This is a genomic window from Gaiella sp. (assembly GCF_035710885.1).
Lineage (GTDB): Bacteria > Actinomycetota > Thermoleophilia > Gaiellales > Gaiellaceae > Gaiella.
This window is the reverse complement of sequence record NZ_DASTCS010000044.1, coordinates 44,918-58,734: the sequence shown is the minus strand read 5'-3', so window position 1 is coordinate 58,734 and position 13,817 is coordinate 44,918. Positions and strand designations below refer to the sequence as shown.

Here is a 13,817-nt window from a genome sequence, read left to right as displayed (position 1 = left end):
GCTCAGATCGCGTAGCGCAGGATGGCCGCTGCCGGCCCGCCGCCGGGGACGTCCCCACGACGGACGGCGAGCACCCTGCCGCCGGTGAGCCGCACTCGACGGGCGACCTCGTCCACGACGCCGTAGCTGACCGCGTCGTCCTCGTCCGCGAACGTCACCGCGCCGGTCTCCTCGTCGATCGTGCCCGGCACGACGGCGTCGATGTCGACGAGAACCGTGTCGACGGCGCCGTAGGTCGCGGCCCGGGCGACGTCCGTCACGTCCTGGGCGACTCGCCCCTGCGAGGCGCGCCGCTCGAAGAGGTCGCGAATCGCGTCCAGCTCGGCCGAGTACACGCCGTCGAGCACCGTCCGCGCGCTCGCGGCCAGGTCGGTGCCGGACGTCGTCTCCGGGTTCCCGGGGATCGTCGCGGGCGCGAGACGCGGGTAGCTGTTGACCGACCGGAAGATGCCGTCGAGCGGCTCGGCGGCGGCGAGGATCAGCGGGACGTCGGCTCCGGCCAGGATCGGCCGCAGCGCCCGGTCGACCTGCAGGGCGTACTGCCGCATGCGCACCTTCTGGCCCTCTGCGCCCTGGAGCGCGCCCCGGGGCGAGCGATCTGCGATCGAGGACTTGCCCACGGCGCTCGCGACGTCCGACGGGAGGCCCGGCACCTCTACCTCCCACGGCCCGCCGTCGCGGACGAGCTCGAGCAGGCGCACGGATCCCTGCGAGAGCGCGAGGACGAACGCGGCCTGCGGGAAGGTGACCGAGCGGAGGAGCGGCTTCAGGTGGAACCGGTCGGAGACCTCGACGAGAGAGACGAGCTCGTTCGGCAGCCGGAACGAGGTGAGCGTCTGGGGCGTGACGAACACGGCGAGGCTCCGCGCCTGGAACCGCCAGAACGCGTCGTCCTCGCCGAGCCCGGTGAGGGCGTCGTGGATCGCAGTGACGTCGACGCGGGGCGCGCCGGACGCCTCGAGCTGCCTGACCGCCTCCGCGCCGAGGTTCTTGAGCTCGATCCGTTCCGCGTCCCCCGTCGACGCGGGGTCGGTCGCCAGGTAGATCGACACGCTCGACGGGCTGCGTTCGAGGAGCAGCCGGTCGATCTGGGCGTGGCTCGGAATGTCGGTGTGAAGGCTCACGCACGGCTCCCGGTCGGCGGAACCTCGATTCTAGGCCAACCCGCCTTCGTGTAAGGCCCCCCTTACACAACGACTACTCTGGACACTGTGGCGGTGAGCGTGAATCCGAGGGCAGCGACGGCGGGCCGTGCGTTCTGCGCGGCGGTCTCGAGCGCGAGCGGCGAATCGCTCGCGGCGACCGCCAGCCGCATCGACCACTGGATCCTCGTCGAGTACCGCGGCCGCTGGGGCCGGGATGTCCTCGGGGGGAGCCTCTTCTCCCCAGAGCTCAAGGCGCACCTGCGCGGCCAGCTCGCGGCGCTCGGACGAGCGCGCCTGCTGTTCGTGAGGCAGCCGCAGCGTCGCTCGCACGGCGGGCGGCGCGTGTTCGTCGGGACGTCGAAGCCGGGCGAGGAGCGGTTCTTCCGGCTCGAGGTGGAGCACCAGGAGGACCTGCGCGAGGTCGATCTGGCCGCCGCCCTCGCCGGCGGCGACGAGGCGGGTGCGCGGATCGACCAGCCGCTCTTCGTGGTGTGCACGCACGGCAAGCGCGATGCCTGCTGCGCGCTGCACGGAGGCCCGCTCTACGACGCGCTGCGCCGCGAGACGGACGCCGACCAGGTCTGGCAGTCGACGCACGTCGGCGGGGACCGGTTCGCGGGCAACGTGGTCGTGCTCCCGCACGGCCTGTACTACGGCCGCGTCGTGCCGGCCGACGTGGGCGACCTGCTCGCCGCCCAGCGTTCCGGGCACATCGACCTCGACCGCTACCGCGGGCGCAGCGCCTACTCGTTCCCGGTGCAGGCAGCAGAGCAGGCGATCCGGGAGTCCGAGGGGCTCCTCGGGATCGACGAGCTGGTCTTGCTCGGCTCATCGCGCACAGGGGACGATGCGTGGAGCGTGCGCTTCGGTACCCGGGACGGGGCGGTCCACGAGGTCGACGTCGCGGCGACCCTCGCGGACGAGCCGATGTACCTGACCTGCGGCTCCTCCGAGCCCCAGCTCGCACGCCGCCACCGTGCGACGGCGCACCGCGTGCTCAGCCGCTGATCGCCCTCAGGAAGCCCTCCCGGACGAGGCGACGGACGAGGACGAGCCGGCCTTCGTCGTCCAGGTCGCCCGGGAGCTCGGAGGCCCGGAACGCTCCCTCGCGCTCGAAGCACGCCTCGAGCTCGGCCTCCGCGTGCGCGGGGAAGCGGACCTCCCTGCCCTCGAACACGAGGGCCAGGCCGTCCGCCCGCTGCTCGAGATCCGCGATCACCGTCTCGCGGCGCTCGAGCAGGGTCTCCGTGTCGAGCCGTTCGAGAGCGCGGAGCTGCGAGAGGCCGTCCTCGCGGATCGGCCGGCGGGAATCGAGGAACCGCCGCCGCCGCCGGTGCTCCACGCGCTCCGGGTCCAGCTTCTCGGCGAGGAGGCCGGCGAGACCGTCCGCTCCGCCCGTGTCGACACCGCGCCTGAGCGACAGCTCGTTCTCGCACTCGGAGAGAGCGCCCTTCGCCGCGTCGATCCACGTGTACGGCGTGATCCCGATCGTCAGGTGGAGCGAGTCGGTCGCCGACGTCTCCGCCTGGTGCAGCCAGCCACGGGGGAGGTAGAGCGTGTCACCGGCCCGGAGCACGAGGTCGTCGGTCGGCTCGCCGTGCTCACCGAGCGTCGAGGAGTAGCGCTGGTGCTTGAGCGGCAGCTCGAGCAGCGGATCGTAGAGGAGCCAGCGCTTCTCGCCCGCGACCTGCAGGACGAGGACGTCGTGCGTGTCGTGGTGGACGGCGAAGCCCTGGGAGCCGCGCGGCGTGTAGTAGGCGTTGACCTGCACGGCATGGCCGAGCGCGTCCTCGAGCAGGCGACAGAAGACGGCGAGTGGGTGCCAGTTGACGTGCAGCGCCTGGAGGACGATCGTCGCGCCGGCCTCCCATTCGGCCAGAACGCGCCGAACGTCGGCGGTGCTCGTGAAGGGCGGTCGCCAGGAGACGGTGCCGGTGTAGTCGCCGACGTCGAGCTGTCGGCCCTGGCGGACGAGGCGGAAGGCGGGGTACCTGATCGCCGTCGAGCAGACGAGCCGCTCGACGTCCGCCTCGGAGAGCAGGTCGTCGAAGCGCCCGGGCTCGTGGCGGGGCACGACGAGCGGCCGCTGCTCCCAGTGGTCGTCGAAGAACGTCCCGGCGACGACCGGGTCGAGGCAGCGCGCGAGCGCCCGCTCGGAGGCCCTACGCGGCGTCCGTGTCGTCTGCGTCGGCGTCGGCAGTGTCGGAGTCGTCGGCGTCCGTGTCGTCCGCGTCGCCGTCCGTGGTGTCGGTGTCGTCCCCGTCGGCGTCCGCCTGCGGGTCGATCCTCGTTCCGTCCGTCGGGATGGTCTGGATCTCGTCGTCCTGCAGTGACGTCATCGCGTCCTCCTCGTGGAGTGGCTGTGCCCGAACGCTACAGCCTTCGACGAACGTGACGCGACGCTCGTTAGATGGTTGATCGGCAATTCACGGTGGGCCGGATGACGGCCACGACACGGCGCCGGATCACCACCCGCGCGTGCCGTCCAGGCCTTCAGGCCTGCACGACACGTACGTGTGGCGCCCGGCTTGGTCGTGACCGCCCCCGGCTGCGCGCCAATTACCGATCAACCATCTAGAAGGACCAGATCGCGGGGACGAGCAGAACGGCAGCGGCGCCGAAGAGCGCGAGCAGCGGCAGGCCGAGCTTCCAGTAGTCGGCGAAGCGGTACCCGCCCGGCCCCATCACCATCAGGTTCGCAGGGGTCGCCACCGGCGTGAGGAAGGCGGCGGCGGAGGCGACGGCGACGCCCATCAGGATCGGCTTGGCCGACACGTCGAGCTCGGCGGCGGCCGACACGGCGATCGGGATCACGATCAGCGCGGTTGCCATGTTGCTGATCAGCTGGCCGAGGGCGAGCGTGAGGAGGACGAGGCCGAGGAGCAGCGCATGCGGCCCTGCGTCGCCGACGACGTCGATGAGCCGCTCGGCGAGCGTCTCGGCCGCGCCGGTGGCGACCATCGCGGTCGAGAGCGGGATCATGCCGGCGACCAGGATCACCGTCGTCCAGGCGATCCCCCGATACGCCTGGTCGACGGTGAGCACGCCCGAGAGGATGATCGCCCCGGCCGCCAGGAGCCCGGCGACCGCGGGCGGCAGGAGCCCTGCGACGAGCAGGATCACCATCCCCGCGACGATCACGAGCACACGCCCTGCTCCCGGCCCCAGCGGCACGGCCTGTCGGCGGAGGAGCGCGGGGCGGTCGACGACGAGCACGTCCGGGTCGTCGAGGTGATACTCGAGGTCGCCCCAGGAGCCTTGCAGGAGCAGGATGTCGCCGACCGAGAGGGTCGTCTCGCCGGCGAGGTCCTCTTCCTTGCGCTGCACGGCCAGGACGACGAGGTCGCCGCTGTCGGTGACCATGCCCGGGAAGACCGTCTCGCCGATCAGGCCCGAGCGCGGCGGCACGACGACCTCGGCGACCCCCGAGCTGCGGCTCACGAGCGCCCCTGGCTCGCGGTCGAGCGCGTACTGGTCGACGAGCGTGTGCGCGAGGTGGCTGAGGTCGCGGTTCATCGCCCGCACCTTCCGCGTCGGCAGGAGCCGCTCCCCGAAGAGAACGACGATCGCGATCGTGCCGGCGGTCAGAGGGACGCCCACGAGCGCGAACTCGAAGAAGCCGAAGCGGCCCACTCCCGCGTCGTCGGCGTACTCGGACACGATCACGTTCACGGGTGACCCGGTCAGCGCGAGCAGCGAGCCGGCGTGCGCGCCGAACGCGAGCGGCATCAGCACCTGGGACGGTGGCATCCGCAGCCGCACCGCCGTGACGGCCATGACCGGCAGCAGCGCCGCGACGGACCCGTTCACGCTGATCAGCGCCGTCAGCACGGCGACCGTGAGCATCATCAGCACGATCAGCCGCGTCCTCGAGTCGCCCGCTCCGGCGACGAGCCGTTGGCCGGCCCAGGCCGTGACCCCGGTCGCGTCGAGCGCCTCGCTCACGACGAAGAGCGAGGCGATGAAGATCACCGTGGGGTCGCCGAAGCCGCCCAGCGCCTGGTCGAGGTCGAGGACGTCCGTCGCCCAGAGCGACAGCGCGACGCCCAACGCGACGACGCCGACGGGGAGCCTGTCCCAGACGAACACCGCCACGGTCACGCCCAGGATCAGGAAGGTGATGGTCGAGTCGCTCACGTCGTGGCCCGCGGCCGAAGACGCGGGTTGCCCGGCGCTACTCCAGCGCGGCCGCGATTCCGAGCATCACGAGCGAGGCGACGAACAGGATCCCCATCAGCGGCAGCATGAACCGGATCCACCTGTCGTAGCGCACGCCCGCGAGCGCGATGCCGGCCATCACCACGGCGCTGGTCGGGGTGATGAACCGCGCCAGCCCGGCACCCCAGCTCCAGGCGGTGACGACGAGCGGGCGCGAGACCTCCGCGAAGTCCCCGAGCGGGGCGAGCAGCGGCATCGCAAGCGTCGCATGACCGGACGACGACGGGACGATGAACGCGATACCGGTGTTGATGATCGCGACGAGCCCGATGAACACCGTCGAGTCGGTGCCGCTGACCGCGTCCTCCATCCAGCTCAGGATCGTGTCGATCGTCTGCGTGTTGTTGAGGATCACGGTCACGCCGCGGGCGAGGACGACGGCGATGCCGGCGCCGATGAAGTCCCGGAAGCCCTGGGTGATGTTCCCCGTGATCTCCTTCTCGCCGTAGCCCGCGACGAGCCCGACCACGACGGCGGCGACGAGGAACAGCGCGGTGAGCTCCGGGAACCACCAGTTGAGGCTCCACCAGAAGTTGTTCTCGATCACGTCGTGCGTGTAGGGGTCCGTCTCGAGCTCGACGTGGATGATCGACTCCCACGGGATGACCGAGAAGACCAGCAGGAGGAATGTGAACGCCGTGATCGCCAGAACGAGCTTCTGGCGCCCCGTGAGTGACAGCTCGGCGGCCGACTTCTCCTTGGCGACCTCGCTGCTGTCCTCCGCGGAGAACCCGACCAGCGAGCGGTCGGGCTGCGCCTTCACGCGCTCGGCGTACCAGACGACGTAGGCGATCGTGATCGCGGTGAGCACGAACCAGCCGAGCCAGCGCAGGCCGATGCCGTCGCCGATCCCGACGCCCGCGAACTCGCTCGCGACGCCGATCGAGAACGGGTTCACCGTCGACGCCATCGCCCCGACCGTCGCACTCGCGATGATCGTCCCCGCCACGACCATCCGGTCGTAGCCGAGCGTGAGCATGAGCGGGATGATCAGCGCGTAGAAGCCGAGCGTCTCGTCGGCCCAGCCCATGCAGGTGCCGAGGAGGGAGAACAGCGCCATCACGGCGACGACCACGAGCCACGGTCGTCCCCGAACCGCGTAGGCGAGCTTGCCGATCGCCACGTCGAGCGCACCCGTGGCGAGCACCATCGTCATGAAGGCGCCGATCGCGAGCACGAACGCGAACACGCCGACGGCGCCGAACAGCCGCCCGACGCCGAACGGGACGACCACGCCGGTCTCGGGGTTCTGCAGCCCGTAGAGGCCGTTGACCGGGGCGAGGAAGAAGTCTTCGACGCGCTCGCCGACGTCCTGTGGCGAGTCGATCTGCCGGTACGAGCCCGGTTGCGGGACGCCGTTCTCGTCGTGCTGGTACGTCCCCGCTGGGATGAGGAAGGCCGCGACCCAGACGAGGAAGGTGACGAGGACGAGCACCGTCATGGTGCTCGGGAACTCGAACCCCTTCTTCTCCGGGGGCTCGTGGGCCGTCTCGGTCTCGGTCATCGCGATACCTTCGCTCGGTCTGCCAGCTCCTTGAAGAAGAGCGTCTCGGCGAAGACGGCCTTCTCCCACTCGTCCACGAGCAGGCGCTCGTCCGGGCCGTGGATGTTGGCGAAGCTGTCCGTGCAGCCGAAGACGAAGATCGCCGCGTCGGGCACGCCCTCGCTCATCGCCTTCACGAGAGGGATCGCGCCGCCGGTCGCGATCTCGACCACCGGCTTCCCCCACGCCTGCTCCATCGCGTGCGCCATCGCCTCCCAGGCGGCCCCGGAGGAGCCGGCACGGAAGCCGTCGCCCGTGGCGCCGGCGGCGACCTCGAGCGCCACGCCGAAGGGCCGCTGCTCTTGGAGGTGGCGCATGACCGCCTCCTGCGCCTCCTTCGCGCTTTGCTGCGGATGAACGCGGACGTTGAGGCTCGCGCGCGCGTGCGACTGGACGGCGGCGGCGGCGCCCTCGACCGCGGGGCAGTCGATCCCGAGCACGGTGATCGACGGGCCGGTCCAGATCCGCGAGCCGACGCTCCCGGTGCCGACGATCGGGAGGCCCGGCTCGATCTCCGCGAGCGCGCGGAACTCCTCGTCGGTGTAGGACTCGCCGCTCCACTCCTCGCGGCGGAGGCCCTCGACGGCCAGGTCACCGTGCTCGTCGTGGAGCGAGGCGAGGGCACGGAGGAGCACGACCAGCGCGTCGGGCGCGGCACCTCCGTACTGGCCGGAGTGCTTGTTGCTCGCGAGCGTGCGCACCTCCACGGTGATGCGCGCGTCGCCGCGGAGCGAGACCGTCAGCGACGGCTGGCCCGCGCGGATCGAGCCCCCGTCCGCCACGATGATCGCGTCGGCCCGGAAGTGCTCGGGGTGCTCGGAGGGGTAGCCCTCCTCGAGCGGGCTCCCGACCTCCTCCTGTCCCTCGATCAGGAGCTTGATGCCGACCGGGGGCCGGCCGCCCCACGCCCGCAGGGCGCCGACATGGACGAGGATGTTCGCCTTCGTGTCGGCCGTGCCGCGGCCGTAGATCGCGCCGTCGCGCTCGGTCGCCTCGAAGGGCGGCGACGTCCAGAGCGCCTCCTCCCCGGCCGGGACGACGTCGTAGTGCGAGTAGAGGAGGACGGTCGGGGCGCCCTCGGGGCCGGGAATCTCCCCCGTGATCACCGGGGCCGTGCCCGGGAGCTCGAGCGACGTGAAGCTCTGGACGCCGGCGTCGCGCAGCAGGTCGACCACCGCCTGGTGCGCCTCGAGCAGCGCCGCGCGCGTGTGCTCCGGAAACCCCCACTCCGAGATCGACGGGATCGCGACGAGGGCGGCGAGCTCCTCCTTCAGCTGCGGCATCGACGCTGCCACCTTCGCGGCGAGTGCGCCGGAATCGACCTCTGTGGCCACGCAAGCTCCCGGGGGTGGAGGAGACGGCGACCTGTCGCGCGCAACACCTGCTCGACAGGAGTTGGGCAGGATCCTCCCCGAACCGCGCCGCTGTTGTCAAACGACGTCGTCGCTGCGCCGCGGAGGGTGCGGTGCGCCCGGCGGGTCGCGGTGCACGAACAGCCCGACGACGGCGCGCCGCAGCTGGGACAGGATCGGCTCGGAGGGCGCCGCCGACGGCGGAACCGCCCACGCCGCCGCGAACTCCGCCCCGAACAGCAGCGCGGATGCGTAGAGGTACACCGAGTAGAGGAAGACGAGCACCACGGTGATCGACCCGTAGATCACGGACAGCTCTGCGACCTGCTCGTAGACGAGCGCGGAGGCGGCGGAGATCGCCAGGAGGAGGAGTCCGGTGACGATTCCACCCGCCACGGTGTCGCCGAGGCGAAGGCGCCGCGCGGGAACGAACCGGTAGAGGAGCATCACGACGACCGTCGTGATCAGCAGCGGGACCGCGAGACGCAACAGCTCGGCCAGCCAGCCGCCCTCGAAGCCGACGACGTCCGCCGCGTCGTCGACGAAGCGCGTGACCACCTGGAAGACGACCGCCACCACGATCGTGAGGATCACGAGCACCCCGGCGGCGACGACGAGCAGGAGATCGACGAGCTTGGCGCGCACGGCCGGGCGGCGGCGCTCGACCGTGAGGGCGGCCTCGAGCCCGGTGCGGAGGGCGCCCATCATCCCCGACGCCGCCCAGAAGAAGAGGACGAGCGAGAGCAGGCCGAGCGCGCTGGTCGGGCTCGCGAGCCGGGTGATCGCCTCCTCGACGGTGTTCGACCCCTCCTCGGTGACCGGGAGCCAGTCGACGATCTGCTCGATCACGTCCTCCCGCCGGGCGTCGTCCCGAAGCACGACCCCGACGATCGAGACGAGCACGATCGCGAGCGGCGCGAGCGAGAACAGAACGCGATAGGCGATCCCCGCCGCGTGCTGGGAGAGCCGGTCGCGGAAGTAGCCGTCGATCGCCGTGGGCAGCGCGCGGGCCGTATGGCCGAGGATGTCGAGCGGCCAGCGCGCGAGGCGCGTGAGCCGTGGTCTCTCGTCCATCGCTCCCTGCCCGCCCATCGGCGGAGTGTAGGAAGGCCGACCACCGGCATGGACCGGCGGCGGCCGCGACGAGGAGGGCTCCGTCGCGCCGCCGCCGATTCGCCGACCGTCCGCTACGGGCGGCCGCGGTTCCTCATGCCGGCCGTGTCCCGAGCGTCACGGTCACCGATCGGCTCGCCCCGTCTCGGACGTAGTCGATCATCACCTCGTCGCCGGGCCGCTTGGAGTCGATCGCTGCCTGGAGCTCCGCAGGGGTGGCGACGGCGTGCCCGTCGACCGACGTGATCACGTCACCGACTGCCAGCCGGGCGTCCTCTGCGGGGCCGCCGCTCCGCACCTCGGTCAGCTGCACCCCGGCTGTGGCGCCGGCCGGCTGGCTCACCGCGACGCCGAGGTAGGCGTGCCGGACGCTGCCGTCCGCGAGCAGTTGCCCGACGATCGACTTCACGGTGCTCGACGGGATCGCAAAGCCGACGCCGTCGTTGCCGCCGGACTCGCTCGCGATCTGGGCGTTGACGCCGATCACACGGCCGGACTGGTCGAGCAGCGGGCCGCCGGAGTTGCCGTGGTTGATCGCGGCGTCGGTCTGGATCGAGCCGTTGATGGTGAACCCGTTGGGCGCCTCCATCGAGCGGCCGAGCGCGCTGACGATGCCGGCCGTGAGGGTGTTCTCGAGACCGAACGGGCTCCCGATCGCGACGACGAGGTCGCCGACCGCCACCTCCGCCGAGTCCGCCAGCGTGAGCGGCCTCAGCACCGACGCCGGCGCCTCCACGTCCAGCACGGCGAGGTCGGTCGAGGCGTCCGTGCCGACGACCGTCGCGTCGTACGTCTTCCCGTTCGAGAGCCTCACCTCGACGGACTGGGCGCCGTCGACGACGTGCGCGTTGGTGACCACGTGGCCGCTCGTGTCGTAGACGAACCCCGAGCCCTGCGCCTCGGCCGTCCCGGAGCCCTGGCCCATCGGGCCTGCCGGAGCCGACGTCGACACGGTGATCTCGACCACCGATGCGTGCGCGCGCTCGTAGATCTCCCCGATCGTGAGCGCGCTCGTGCTCGCCGCCGGGCTGCTGTCCCCCACGGTGACCTCGCGGACCGCCGACGACGGCGAATCCGAGATTGCCGCGTAGGTCGCCGCCCCGGTACCCGCGGCGAGCACGAGCGCGGCGGTGCCGGCCGAGAGCTTCGTGAGTGTTCGCTTCATGTGTCTGTCCTCTCCTCTGGTTGTCTCCGGTTCATGGCACCACGCGGCTCTGAGCCGCCTCTGTGACTCCGCTGTGAATCGCCTGTGACCCGAGGGTCCGTCCCCTCAGGGGACCGACCCGGTGACGCTCACGCCGCCGGCAGCGTCACGGGGGACAGGCCCTCACGGGCCGGTCCCCGTAGGGCCAAACCCCTGTCGGGTGGATGCGTCCCCCTCGGCGAGAGGAAGCGCGATCTCGAACGTCGCACCCCCGTCGGGCGTGGAGCGGGCGGAGACGGTGCCTCCGTGCGCCTCCGCCACCGCGGCGACGATCGAGAGCCCGAGGCCCACACCCCCGCTCGCGCGGGCACGCGACGAGTCCGCGCGGTAGAAGCGCTCGAAGACGTGCGCGAGGTGCTCCTCGTCGACCCCAGGCCCGGAGTCGGTGACCGCGATCGCCGCGGTGCCGTTCCGCCGGCGCACGGAGACAGAGACGGGGGTTGCCGGCGGCGTGTGGGCGCGGACGTTCGCGAGCAGGTTGTCGACGATCTGGCGGAGCCGGTCGCGGTCGCCCACGACGACGGCCGGGTCGGCGTGCAGCTCGATCGGCCGCTCGGGCTCGACCGCCTGGGCCGTCTCGACCGCCTCGCCGACGACCTCGTCGAGCTGGACCGGGGCGCGCTCGAGCGGGCGGCCGTCGTCGAGGCGGGCCAGGAGCAGCAGGTCGTCGACGAGCAGGCTCATGCGCTCCGACTCCCGGCCGATACCCGTCATCGAGCGCTCCAGGTCCTCCGGCCGGTCGGCAGCGCCTCGGTCGAAGAGCTCCGCGTACGCGCGGACCGCGGCGAGAGGCGTTCTGAGCTCGTGGGATGCGTCCGCGACGAAGCGCCGCAGCTTGCGCTCCGATGCCTCTCGCTGTCGGAACGCGGATTCGATCTGCGACAGCATCGCGTTCAGGGACAGCCCCAGGCGCCCGACCTCCGTCCGCTCCTCTGCCCGCTCGACCCTGCGCGAGAGATCGCCCGCCGCGATCGCCGCGGCCGTGTCGCCGATGGCGTCGAGCGGCCTGAGCCCGAGCCTCACGAGCCACAATCCCAGCGCGACGATCCCGCCGAGGACGAGCCCAGTGACGATCAGCTCGATCAGCAGCAGCCGGTCGAGCGTCGAGTCGACGTCGGCGAGCGACGTCGCGACGACGAGCATCGCGCTCGCGCCGTCCTGGACCGACGCACGGACGCGGTAACGGTCGCCGTCCGCCCCGGGGACGGTGAAGTAGCGCGCGGCCTCGAACTCGGCCGACCCGGCCGGCGGATCGATCGTCTCGGGCAACTCCGGCGACGGCGGCGCCTGGCCCGGGAACTCGGAGTGCGTCAACGTCACGAGCACGTCCGCTCCGTCGAGCGAGCGCACCTGAACGGCCACCCCCGGAGGGGCCGGGCCGCCGCTCCCCGGCCTCCGCAGCGAGCGGGCGCTCTCCTCGAGCGAGCTGTCGGTGCGGTCGACGAGGAACGAGCTCAACGAGGAATAGGTCGCGACGTTCGCCGCCACGAGGCCGACGGTCGCCAGCGCGATGACCGCCAGCAGGAGCCGTGCGCGCAGCGACAGGCGCCCGAGCATTGCTACCCCTCGAGCATGTAGCCCGCCTGGCGCACGGTCTTGATCATCGGCGGGCCCGTCGCGTCCAGCTTGCGGCGGAGGTAGCTCACGTACGTCTCCACGACGTTCGAGTTGCCGCGGAAGTCGTACCGCCAGACGTTCTGGAGGATCTGGCTCTTCGAGAGCACGCGCCGCGGGTTGAGCAGGAAGAAGCGGAGCAGCGCGAACTCGGTCGCAGTCAGCTGGAGGGGCGTGTCGCCGCGGAAGACCTCGTGGCGGCTCTCGTCGAGCACGAGGTCCCCGTAGCGCAGCACGTCGCCCGGAAGGTCGCCGCCGGTGCGCCTCAGGATGGCCTGCACCCGCGCGACCACCTCTGCGAGGCTGAACGGTTTCGTCACGTAGTCGTCTCCGCCGGCGCGGAGCGCCTCCACCTTGTTCTCGACGGCGTCCTTGGCGGTGAGGAAGAGGATGGCGTTCTTGTGACCCTGCTCGCGAAGGCGGCGTCCGACCTCGATGCCGTCGATGTCAGGGAGCATCCAGTCCAGGACGATCAGGTCCGGGTCGAGGCGGGCGACGGCTGCCAGAGCCTCCCGACCCGTCGCGGCTTCCTCCACCTCGAACCCTTCGTAGCGGAGAGCGGTCGCGACGGCGTCGACGATGGAGCCTTCGTCGTCGACGACGAGGATCTTCCTGTCGTTGCCGTTGGCGGTCTGCCGCACGCCCTCCACGCCCGAACAGTGCCTGCGGAACCTGTGAATCGCGTGAGAAGCCCCGCATCTCGCCTGGGAATCGGCTGAGAATCGCGTGGCGCCGCGTGTGAGAGGGCTCGGGAGAGGGCACCATCAGAGACAGGGCCCGCCCGGAGTGCCCGGGTGGGCCCGTTTTCGGGCCGCCTCCGCGGTGTCACGACCCGGCGTGTTCCCCTCATTCCCAGGTGGGCGGGTCCGGCTCGACGAGGTCGCCGTACCCCGGATGACGGCGGAGATAGTCGGCGACGAACGGGCAGACCGGCACGACGCGCAGACCACGGGCGCGGATGTCGTCGAGCGCTCCCCGGACGAGCGTCGAGCCGAGCCCTTGCCCCTCGACGGAAGGTGCCACGTCCGTATGGATCAGGAGGACGAGGCCGGGGGCGGTCGCATAGCGGATCTGGCCGACGACGTCCGGGCCTCGTCGCAGCTCGTATCGAAGCTCCGACGGGTTGTCCACGACCTCGACGTCGTCTCGCCCGGCCACCAGCCGACCTTGTCGCCCGCTTCAGTGCTCGGCGGCCAGCGCGTCGGCCTTCGTCCGGTGGACGGTCCCGTCGGGATGCTCGGGCGGCGAGTAGAGCGAGTAGAGCTTGAGGCGCCCCGTGCCCGTGTTGACCACGTTGTGCCACGCGCCCGACGGGACGATCACGGCCCAGTCGTCCTCGACCTCGTGCACCTCCTCCGGGGAGCCCTCGCTGCCGCCGAGCTCCACCCGAGCGCTGCCCGCCTCGATCCGCAGGAACTGATCGTGGCCGTGGTGAACCTCGCCTCCGATGTCGTCGCCCGGCTCGATGCTCATGACCGTCAGCTGGGTGTGCTCTCCGGTGAAGACGACGGTTCGGAAGGTCTCGTTCCGCAGGGTCTCCTGCTCGATGTTCCCTACCCAGCCGGGCATCCATCCTCCTCGGGTCGCGGGATCTCGAGTCTAGGCGACCGCCCTCGACACCCGCCCTT

At 71.5% G+C, this 13,817-nt stretch carries 13 protein-coding genes; 1 reads left to right on the top strand and 12 read right to left on the bottom strand.

Annotation, left to right across the window (positions count from 1 at the left end; all coding sequences use genetic code 11):
* Window positions 1-2: 2 nt before the first annotated feature.
* Complete coding sequence (locus VFO26_RS10155) at window positions 3-1,124, bottom strand: hypothetical protein (RefSeq protein WP_325114855.1); 1,122 nt, start codon at window positions 1,122-1,124, stop codon at window positions 3-5.
* A gap of 93 nt (window positions 1,125-1,217) precedes the next feature.
* Here VFO26_RS10155 and VFO26_RS10150 point away from each other — a divergent pair, with 93 nt between their 5' ends.
* Window positions 1,218-2,153 carry a sucrase ferredoxin gene (locus tag VFO26_RS10150; RefSeq protein ID WP_325114854.1) on the top strand — a complete coding sequence of 312 codons (936 nt, stop codon included), beginning with the start codon at window positions 1,218-1,220 and terminating at the stop codon, window positions 2,151-2,153.
* Here VFO26_RS10150 and VFO26_RS10145 read toward each other — a convergent pair.
* The 11 genes from VFO26_RS10145 to VFO26_RS10095 all read right to left on the bottom strand — a co-directional run bounded on the left by VFO26_RS10145 (window position 2,143) and on the right by VFO26_RS10095 (window position 13,758).
* Window positions 2,143-3,219 (bottom strand): cupin domain-containing protein, encoded by a 1,077-nt coding sequence (locus VFO26_RS10145; RefSeq protein WP_325114853.1) that lies wholly within the window; start codon window positions 3,217-3,219, stop codon window positions 2,143-2,145. The two genes, VFO26_RS10150 and VFO26_RS10145, sit on opposite strands and share 11 nt — an antisense overlap.
* An 88-nt stretch (window positions 3,220-3,307) precedes the next feature.
* Window positions 3,308-3,484 carry a hypothetical protein gene (locus VFO26_RS10140; protein WP_325114852.1) on the bottom strand — a complete coding sequence of 59 codons (177 nt, stop codon included), beginning with the start codon at window positions 3,482-3,484 and terminating at the stop codon, window positions 3,308-3,310.
* Window positions 3,485-3,719: 235 nt separating this feature from the next.
* Complete coding sequence (locus tag VFO26_RS10135; protein ID WP_325114851.1) at window positions 3,720-5,282, bottom strand: SLC13 family permease; 1,563 nt, start codon at window positions 5,280-5,282, stop codon at window positions 3,720-3,722.
* Between the two features lie 37 nt (window positions 5,283-5,319).
* Window positions 5,320-6,867 (bottom strand): hypothetical protein, encoded by a 1,548-nt coding sequence (locus tag VFO26_RS10130; protein ID WP_325114850.1) that lies wholly within the window; start codon window positions 6,865-6,867, stop codon window positions 5,320-5,322.
* The gene (locus VFO26_RS10125; protein WP_414653079.1) at window positions 6,864-8,189 is read right to left on the bottom strand and encodes a M20/M25/M40 family metallo-hydrolase; all 1,326 of its coding nucleotides are present in this window, start codon (window positions 8,187-8,189) and stop codon (window positions 6,864-6,866) included. The genes VFO26_RS10130 and VFO26_RS10125 overlap by 4 nt, the downstream gene beginning before the upstream one ends.
* A gap of 147 nt (window positions 8,190-8,336) precedes the next feature.
* Window positions 8,337-9,350 carry a YihY/virulence factor BrkB family protein gene (locus tag VFO26_RS10120; RefSeq protein ID WP_325114848.1) on the bottom strand — a complete coding sequence of 338 codons (1,014 nt, stop codon included), beginning with the start codon at window positions 9,348-9,350 and terminating at the stop codon, window positions 8,337-8,339.
* 115 nt (window positions 9,351-9,465) lie between these two features.
* The gene (locus VFO26_RS10115) at window positions 9,466-10,536 is read right to left on the bottom strand and encodes a S1C family serine protease (protein WP_325114847.1); all 1,071 of its coding nucleotides are present in this window, start codon (window positions 10,534-10,536) and stop codon (window positions 9,466-9,468) included.
* A 162-nt stretch (window positions 10,537-10,698) separates the two neighbouring features.
* Window positions 10,699-12,132, bottom strand: coding sequence for a HAMP domain-containing sensor histidine kinase (locus VFO26_RS10110; RefSeq protein WP_325114846.1), 1,434 nt, complete (start codon window positions 12,130-12,132; stop codon window positions 10,699-10,701).
* Window positions 12,133-12,134: 2 nt separating this feature from the next.
* On the bottom strand, window positions 12,135-12,839 hold the full coding sequence (locus VFO26_RS10105; protein WP_325114845.1) for a response regulator transcription factor: 705 nt from the start codon (window positions 12,837-12,839) through the stop codon (window positions 12,135-12,137).
* A 196-nt stretch (window positions 12,840-13,035) separates the two neighbouring features.
* Window positions 13,036-13,347 (bottom strand): GNAT family N-acetyltransferase, encoded by a 312-nt coding sequence (locus VFO26_RS10100; protein ID WP_325114844.1) that lies wholly within the window; start codon window positions 13,345-13,347, stop codon window positions 13,036-13,038.
* A gap of 21 nt (window positions 13,348-13,368) precedes the next feature.
* A complete protein-coding gene (locus VFO26_RS10095; RefSeq protein ID WP_325114843.1) occupies window positions 13,369-13,758 on the bottom strand; it encodes a cupin domain-containing protein in 390 nt (129 codons plus the stop codon).
* Window positions 13,759-13,817: the final 59 nt, after the last annotated feature.

Excerpts from the sequence above, each read along its gene's own strand:
- VFO26_RS10140 (WP_325114852.1), bottom strand. The coding sequence starts at position 3,484 with ATGACGTCACTGCAGGACGACGAGATCCAGACCATCCCGACGGACGGA.
- VFO26_RS10130 (WP_325114850.1), bottom strand. The coding sequence starts at position 6,867 with ATGACCGAGACCGAGACGGCCCACGAGCCCCCGGAGAAGAAGGGGTTC.
- VFO26_RS10125 (WP_414653079.1), bottom strand. The coding sequence starts at position 8,189 with ATGCCGCAGCTGAAGGAGGAGCTCGCCGCCCTCGTCGCGATCCCGTCG.
- VFO26_RS10120 (WP_325114848.1), bottom strand. The coding sequence starts at position 9,350 with ATGGGCGGGCAGGGAGCGATGGACGAGAGACCACGGCTCACGCGCCTC.
- VFO26_RS10115 (WP_325114847.1), bottom strand. The coding sequence starts at position 10,536 with ATGAAGCGAACACTCACGAAGCTCTCGGCCGGCACCGCCGCGCTCGTG.
- VFO26_RS10110 (WP_325114846.1), bottom strand. The coding sequence starts at position 12,132 with ATGCTCGGGCGCCTGTCGCTGCGCGCACGGCTCCTGCTGGCGGTCATC.
- VFO26_RS10095 (WP_325114843.1), bottom strand. The coding sequence starts at position 13,758 with ATGCCCGGCTGGGTAGGGAACATCGAGCAGGAGACCCTGCGGAACGAG.